Below are 6,881 nucleotides of genomic sequence, written 5' to 3'. Positions count from 1 at the left end.
CTCCAATAGCCAAAGGCTCCGGAGATTTTTTGCTTCGCCAGCAAGTTATCAATACCTAGCTGGATCTTCTTCGCGGTTTCTTCGCTCAGTCCCCGAACTTCGGTCAAAGCAAGTAAGCCACGGGCTTTAGATGAGACCTGCTCAACGCAGCCGTACGGGTATCTATTGAGCTCCGATACTGCCTGGATCAAGTTGATGCCGGCGATATTGGTCAAACTCGCGCTGTACGCACTACCCGGCGCGTCAAGCTCTACAAGATCTGCATTGTAGGGTTCGACTAGTGACCCGCCGAACCCGAGCCAGTTTCGTTTTTGCAACTCCACAGATTGAATTTCCGTGATTGGGTAGGACGCGTTGCGTGCAACAATTTCATAAGTGCGCCTGTAAACGCGCTCACCAGCTGTGACTTCAACATGCACCGGAAGAGTACCGACTGCCGGGGATTTGATCGGCAAATCCATCGCGTATTCATTTGAGGTGGGTGCCTCAATATTCTGAATAGTCGTTGATGCGCCAATCGTGGTTCGTAGCTCTACTGGACCGCTAAACTCGTTCCATCTAACGTTCATTTTGGCGTTCACTCTGTCGTTTGGAGCGACAAATCTTGGCACCGAGACATCTATGCTGACAGGATCTTGAACAGTAATTTCGGTTTCGGAAAAACCAAACCCAGTCTTGTCGACGGCAACCACAACCACGCGGAGGCGGCCTTCCCATTCGTTTGTTTGCTCGAAGCTAAAACTAGCTTTGCCATCAATAATGCTGAGGAGAGGACTGGCCTCGACAAACGTTTTAAAAAATTCAGATTTGGGCGCTTGAGCGGCCGCGGACAGCATATCGCCATCGCCGCCTACACGTATCGACCGCAAGGTTTCGTCTTGAGAGACCAATTTCCCAAAATTTGTGAAGATACCATAATTTAGGGCGCGCTCACTCAAGAAGTGCTCTGTAATATCATCATTTCTGTACCCAGATATCGCGTGGATGCCTTCATCTACCACAAAGATCATCGCGCTACCGCTCAACGCATTGGTGCTGATGGTAACGTCTAGAGGTGTCTGGCTGTCAGTTTTTGTTGGAGCACTTACTGCAACTTCAATTGTACGGTTTGCCTTGACTGTAGAAACCCAAGTTTTTCCCAGAGCGATTTGCGGCAGGTGTTCAGAGCCTGTCTCAATCGGTCGAATAAGGGATGCAAGAAGGTGGATCCCTGGCTCTGTTTCCTCAGCAAGAACAAAAGGAAGTTCAAACTCGCCTTGCTTCACCTCTGTCCGCACCACCTTTTGGATGTCTTCATTAGCAACCATGATCGAAAGCACGCCACTGAATGGAGCTGTGCCACGCAAGAAGGCGCCATCGAACGAGAAGCTTAACTGTTCGGGCTCACTCGCAGGTTTCGTATCACCGCCCCAACCAACGTAGAATTCATACGAAGTTTCAAATCCATGACTGTTTTTGACGATAATCTCATGACGTCCCCAACCAAGTGGCGTTCGCAGTGTTAGCGTGTCGCTCGTCACCTCACCTGCTTCCACAGCGGCGTTTGAAACGCGTACGGCATTCCAGCGCCATCCGCGATCATAGTACCAGTTATAGCGATAATTAACCTTGTTGACCGTGTATGAGACCCCCTCGAGAGCAACTGACGTGCCCTGACGATCTATAGAGGCGATAGTAAACGACGGCGGAAAGTCTCGACTTGCATAGTCGCCAAAATCGGGCCGTACGCCAACATAGCTTGGCTGGGTGTCAAGGCTGACACGCTTCTTCACCGTATTTGCCCGGCCGCCGACATCGTACACCGTTCCCTCAACTACGACATCATAAAGCCGATCCTTTTCAAATTGATATTCGGCAAGCAGCGAGGTCGTGAACTCACCGTCGTCATCCAGCGCTCCGGTGAAGCTATCCACTTCGCTCGTCAGCGAGTTATTTTTATTGCCGAAAATAAAACCCGACAGACGCCCGTCATCGTGAGAACTGACTTCTTGCAAGGATGTTGTGATCTCCGCAGATAAACCAGACGCCACCCCGCCAGAGTAGTAAGAACCTGTCAAAGAGATATCTTGTTCAGCTCCGACCGGCCAATGATCTTCTTTAATCTCGAGGCGAGCTTCAATTGTTAGGGGTACAAAATCGCTGATGGTTACGGCGTGTTCTGCGAGGAGTACCCCATCAACCGTTGTCACCTGGATGGAGTAGCGTCCCAGTGGAGTAGTTGATTTGAGCGGGATCTGAGCAGAAAAGGCCCCAACATCATTACTCGATACATCCAGTGAATAAACTTGGTTATCCTGGCGGTTAACAAGTTTTAAGATGAGTTCTTCTGCTGGCACTGGAGTTAGGTCCAGTCGCCGCGCGACTCCCACCAGCTCAATGGCTTCTCCGGGCCGATAGATGCCTCTATCTGAGGTTAGGTAAACATCCGTCTGACCCCGTTTGACTTCGCCACCATCAAGAAAGCGAGGCTTTTGATCCGTGCTGTCAACTTGAATGATACTTGTGCCATGCGAGGCACCCGAAACCAGGATGAATTTTGGTGCAAAGCCATCACTGCCGTTCAGAAAGTTATTTGGAATTGCGACACGGCCAGCTTCATCCGATCGGCCCTCAAACAAGGTACGATTATTGGCCGCAACAACCCTCACATCCGCATCGGCGACTGGAGTGGCATCGCTAAAGCTTGTAAGAAAAATGTCAGACTGATTGAGCCCTTTGTAAAACTGCATCGCTATATTTGAGATCGAGAACCATTGAGTTGGCCGCTTTTTATAGCGGCTAGCGTCGATCTGCGGCGATGTGAAGGTAGCAACAAACAGCCCTGTAGTGTCTTGTTGCAACAAGTCGCTGAAGTTTAAGTTGAGGTTCTGTGTTTGATCGATCGGGGCTTCAAGCTGCACCGTTTTTTGAACAACCTCATCTGCCCAGAAATTTCCGAGCTGATCGATTTCGGCGCCATTTAGGAGTGCAAAGACGTCGCCGTAAGCAGGCAGCGATGCCAAGTCGACTTTGTGCAGCGTAACTTCCAGCTCAGTTACGTTGATATACTCGATTGGTATGAACGCACTGGTAGGGTCAGTCAGGATTGATTTCGATGAGTCCAGCTTGATGCTTGGAGTTCGCCCCGGTGTCTTGAACGCCATAGTAATGGGAGTGCTGAGAACGACCTCGTAGCTTGTCCGCGACAGTGCAAGGTCGGGCAAGAGACGCAGCTGATAGAGGGTCGAATGATTGAGACCAGTTATACAAAACTCTCGACGTTCTTCTCGTCTTGAAAAGATGTCAGTCGGGCTCGTAACCGCGTAAGCATCAACAACCTGGCCAGCAGACGTGAGTTCAAAGTATTTTTGATATCCGTCACCGGCGAAGTCTAGAATTTCACCGTGTACCCGTTGCACAAATGTTGAGCACATTGATGCGGAAGCACCGCTATCAAAAGTCCGTGCAGGATATGTCGTCACGTTTGGGTCGCTACTTTGAGCGTAAAACAACGAGGCATCAGCGTTGTACACCTGACCACCGTAAGTAAACGTCGCGAGCTTGCCGCTTGGTGCTGTGTTCAAACTGACGTCGATGACACCCAAGAAGTTCACTTCAGCACCAGCCGGCACCGTTGTGTTGTCACTCACCACAATGGTTTCAATTGCGACGTGGCGGCCGGACTGCTCAGCCAAAAGAAGCGACGGAAAGGCCATCAAGACTAAAAATGATGCTATTTGCATAAGGTGTCGCATAATGTCGGTCTCATTTGTTTTTTTGATTAATAATGCTGATTGTGTGCACACACTGTCACGATCGATATTCTACAACATCACAGAAGTGTGTCTTCGTGCAGAGCATCACAGCTCCGTTTAAGTAATTCAATACCATCTCCAAGATTGGCCACGGGCCAGGTACTGCTTGTAACGGCGCCATTTTTGGAAACATGGAGAGAAAACTCGGATTTCTCCGTAAAGCGCGGCAGATAGTCGGACACATCCCACTCCCAGAACCCCAATCTAATGTAGACGAGATCACTGTTTGCGGCTTCGCTTTGAAAGAGCTCCAACAGTCGACCTTCAGATGCAATCTGCTTGTCGGCCAACAAGAACACCAGGTCCATCGCGTCACCGCTTGTTACCCCTTGCACGCTGGAATGTGGAAACTCTGTCCACAACCGCAACTCCAGAGCTTCACAGTTTTGGGACGTAGTAAGCTCCAACCACCCTTTGGAATCTTCCACGTTTTCAACAATAAGCGTCCGGTCGTCTGATAACACCCATGTATCTTGCGCCGAAGCGATCTGAGCAAAGGCCACGCACAGCACCGAACAAATAATTTTGCGAGTCATGCTTGTGCCCACAAAGCCAGTGCGAAGCTTAGAATTAGCGAAACGATTAACGTGCTTGTTGATATCACGGTGACCTCTCTTTGGTTCATTGCTGGCTTTTCTAACCCCCGCGAGGCGGGAGAATTCCTCGCGGGGAGAGCCAGCTCATCTGCTCGACAGGTCACATCAACCTGTATGTGTGGGCTTACAGACCAAAAATGCAGATACGTTTTGCAGCTTGTGTGGATTCAAAGGAGATTTGTGCAGAATGCGTGCAGGCGCGGGGAAACTGATTGATCCATAGAGCATGACCCTCCATGAAAGTCTCAAGTGAGGACAAGATGCCTAAGATTGTAATCGTTGATGATGAAGTGGAGATCTTAACACCACTCGAGGAGATGCTCCTCGAGGAAGGCTTCTCGGTGCGTGCGTTTTCTAGTCCAGCGAAAGCTTTGGCTTATCTAGAGGCTCAAGCGGTCGATCTTGTGATTTTCGACATCAAGATGCCTGAGCTGAACGGGTTAGATCTTCTCCAAAAAGTGAGAGGCGTACATCCATCCATTCCTGCAATTTTCTTGAGTAGTAAGAATGAAGATGCCGACCAACTTATTGGGTTTTCTGTAGGTGCAGATGATTACGTTGGGAAGCCGTTCACAAAACAGCTTCTAATATTCCGGATCAAGTCAGTTCTTCGGCGGTACGCACCAGCTGAGGAGGTATCACAACGCCCCATCGTAGCAGGTGACTTGTCGATCGACCGGGAGCGTCACTTAGTGAGTTGGCGGGAACAAGCCATCCCCCTCACTGTGACAGAGTGTATGATATTAATTTCGCTCGCAGAAAGGCCTGGATCAGTTAAAAAAAGAGCTCAGCTGATGGACGCTTGCTATGAAGGCAATGTGTACGTCAGCGACAGAACGATCGACAGCCATGTAAGAAACATCAGGTCCAAAATAAGAGCTGTTGATCAAGGCGCAGAACCGATCAAGACGGTGCATGGCTTAGGGTATAAGTTGGTTCTCTAAAGATGCGCAGTATTCTGGCAAAGATATTAGGTCTTGTCTTGACGTTTAATGCCGTACTTTGGCTGTTTGTATTGGCGTCAGATGATTTTGTTCCTAACGCGATAAAGTACAAAAAGGACCAAATTTCATTAGCGTCCATCTTGTATGCACAGATCGCTTTGCCAGTCATTCAAGATGAAACGATCACAGACTTTGAGAAGATGGTTGTTATCAGCCAGCGCTTCTCAAGGCGAATTATTCCGAATTCTGAGTGGATAAAAATCTATCGATTTGAGGCTGAAGGCGAACTCGACGAATGGTTCAAGTATTTTGATGGCTCCGCCGTCAACCGGCGGGCGCCCATTGTTGTGACTGGGCTACCAAATGAGTTGAACGTCGCGCAGAAGGACGAGGTGAACTTAAGCGACCAAATCATGGCAACCATGTTCAACGCCTACAAATATGTGGTAGATGGCCAAGTCCTCACCGAACCACTTGTTGCAAGGCGGGCAAGGTTTACAAGCCAAATTGAAGTCTTGGACGATGATCAGGGCTCATACTCCCTGCGAGTTCTTACCCCAATAAGAGATGGAAAAGAGACTGTGGGGATAGTTGAGGTACAAGACACATATCAAATCAAGAATGCATACTTTGGTAGGAATGCCGCTCGGTTGAACTTACTAGGCGGCATCTCAATCATCAGTTGCTTGTTCGGTCTTGCCCTAGCGACGTCGATCGCCTTTCCCCTTCGCAAATTATCACGACGGTTGGATCAAAAACTGTCTCCAGACGATCTCGCGACCCAGTTGCAGGGGTTTCGGATCAATAGCCTAAGTCGCCGCCGCGATGAAATAGGTAAGCTCCATGGAAATCTGGTCAAACTCACTAATCAGGTGACGGACCTCTTTTATGAAAAAGAACAGTTTGCCGCTGAGGTGAGTCACGAACTGAAGAACCCAATAGCAAGTATTATCGCTTATGCCGAGAGCTGCGAAAGTCAGGCTGCGCCAGACACTGAGGTCATAAGAAAAATGAAGGCGCAGGCTGTTCGGATGAGCAAGCTCGTGACGGAGATCTCTGAAGCTGCTGTGGTTGACAACGATCTAGTTACGAAGAAGCGTGAACGCTTTGATCTTTCTGAAACAATTGGAGAAATACTCGACCACTATGAAGATGTTAACGAATATCCTTGTCTCAAGTTTGCTCGCAACATTCAGCGAAGGGTAGCTATTACTGGGCTGCAAGACCGATGGGGCCAAATCATTGTAAATCTACTTGATAATGCAACCTCATTCACGCGCCCGGTTGGAACTATTCGGATCACATTGAAAAAGACGTGGCGTCACGGCGTGGTGCTAGAAATTGAAGATACTGGTCCAGGGGTTACCGAAGCAGCTACTGAGCTTATCTTTGAACGTTTCTACACTGCACGCAGGGGAAATGCAGTGCAGGCAAATGCGTCAGGCCTAGGGTTGTCACTAGTTAAACAGATTGTTGAGGCTCATCGCGGAGAAATTAGTGTTTCTACATCTGAACTGGGTGGAGCCCGGTTTGTAATTTCTTTGTAG

At 49.0% G+C, this 6,881-nt stretch carries 4 protein-coding genes; 2 read left to right on the top strand and 2 right to left on the bottom strand.

Translation table 11 applies throughout. The annotated features are described in order from the left end of the window. Window positions 1-3,734, bottom strand: a 3,734-nt coding sequence (locus AC4GMC_RS01590) for an alpha-2-macroglobulin family protein (protein WP_488082244.1), incomplete at its 3' end; no start/stop codon positions are given. 77 nt (window positions 3,735-3,811) lie between these two features. After that, window positions 3,812-4,330 (bottom strand): hypothetical protein, encoded by a 519-nt coding sequence (locus tag AC4GMC_RS01585; protein WP_487876225.1) that lies wholly within the window; start codon window positions 4,328-4,330, stop codon window positions 3,812-3,814. A 320-nt stretch (window positions 4,331-4,650) separates the two neighbouring features. On the opposite strand from AC4GMC_RS01585, the gene AC4GMC_RS01580 reads away from it, so the two are divergent. Both AC4GMC_RS01580 and AC4GMC_RS01575 read left to right on the top strand, forming a co-directional pair. After that, window positions 4,651-5,334, top strand: a complete 684-nt coding sequence (locus tag AC4GMC_RS01580) for a response regulator (protein ID WP_487876226.1) — start codon at window positions 4,651-4,653, stop codon at window positions 5,332-5,334. Between the two features lie 2 nt (window positions 5,335-5,336). Further along, the gene (locus AC4GMC_RS01575; protein ID WP_487876227.1) at window positions 5,337-6,881 is read left to right on the top strand and encodes a sensor histidine kinase; all 1,545 of its coding nucleotides are present in this window, start codon (window positions 5,337-5,339) and stop codon (window positions 6,879-6,881) included.

It is taken from the genome of Thalassobacter sp. (assembly GCF_982993085.1).
Note: the sequence above shows the minus strand (reverse complement) of the source record. Positions and strands in the feature narration are given on the sequence as shown.

What these genes read in the sequence shown, in the direction of transcription:
- AC4GMC_RS01585 (WP_487876225.1), bottom strand. Translation starts at nt 4,330, where the DNA reads ATGACTCGCAAAATTATTTGTTCGGTGCTGTGCGTGGCCTTTGCTCAG.
- AC4GMC_RS01580 (WP_487876226.1), top strand. Translation starts at nt 4,651, where the DNA reads ATGCCTAAGATTGTAATCGTTGATGATGAAGTGGAGATCTTAACACCA.
- AC4GMC_RS01575 (WP_487876227.1), top strand. Translation starts at nt 5,337, where the DNA reads ATGCGCAGTATTCTGGCAAAGATATTAGGTCTTGTCTTGACGTTTAAT.